1 protein-coding gene is annotated in these 920 nt (G+C 56.7%); it reads right to left on the bottom strand.

The features are described 5' to 3' along the window. Positions 1-154 precede the first annotated feature (154 nt). Positions 155-598 carry a hypothetical protein gene (locus M5G17_RS27340; protein WP_273895970.1) on the bottom strand — a complete coding sequence of 148 codons (444 nt, stop codon included), beginning with the start codon at positions 596-598 and terminating at the stop codon, positions 155-157. Positions 599-920 lie beyond the last annotated feature (322 nt).

Raw genomic sequence — 920 nt, 5'->3', positions numbered from 1 at the left:
GGGTTAGTAGACCACTACACCAACGCTCTGCACGTCGAGCGGATGCTGTTTTGCAGGCATGCAGGTTCCTTGGCCGCCATATCGCGGCTGTTCAATAGAGGGGAGAGGGGTTAAAGCGGGGTGGAGTACAAATGCGCTCCTGGCAGCGCTTTCGCTACCGGGCGGCGTTCGGCTGGAGAGCGAGACCCTTCACGGCCTCGCTATAGATGAATTTGATCTGATCCCACGGGATCGTGTGGCTCTGCCCGTATTCACCTTCGCCATCGCATATCTCGCAGCCTTCTGCTGGCTCCTCAAGATCAAGGCATTCCGGGCATTCGCGAGTGACCTCCAGCTTGAACTCACCAAGCAACAGAGCTTTGGCGCCGTTCTCGGCGTTGAGCTGCCTGGGCATGATGCAGTACCCGTCGGGGATAGATAACGCCGGCTCGCCCTGATACTGGGCGACTGGCGCATCAAGCAGGCCCTGCCAGAACTCAGCATGAGGCGAGGGGTATGGATGGGCTTGGTACTGCAGCAGCTTCACCAGTCGCTCAACTTCATCACGCGGCACGCTGACCATCTGTTCGGTGTTGCTGGATCGGTTTTCTGTGGGCATGGGGATACCTCGCTGTCATATCGCGGCAGTGAATGGAGAGTAGGGATTACAACTCGAAGGTTTCCGGGTACTTTTCATCGTTTTAGGAGGAGCCCGCGTGATAGTTCATGGAATCGAGTACAGGTTCGGCAGAGCCTCCAGCGTCACTCTGGGCCATGACGGTCTTGCTCTGGAGTGCATTCGCGGAAGTCAGATTATTTTCGAGATTTTCCGCAACGATGAAACCTTGAGGTTCGAGGTAACGCTCTTCGAGCGCGACGTTCCTTTAGAACTACTCGAGTATGCAGTGCCTGCTGCCCGAGAGTAAGCGTCCGGCGAACTC

The organism is Pseudomonas rubra (assembly GCF_028656935.1).
Lineage (GTDB): Bacteria > Pseudomonadota > Gammaproteobacteria > Pseudomonadales > Pseudomonadaceae > Aquipseudomonas > Aquipseudomonas rubra.
This window is presented reverse-complemented; position numbering and strand designations above follow the sequence as displayed.

Bases quoted from the DNA above. Each gene is read 5' to 3' on its own strand.
- M5G17_RS27340 (WP_273895970.1), bottom strand. From the start codon at position 598: ATGCCCACAGAAAACCGATCCAGCAACACCGAACAGATGGTCAGCGTG.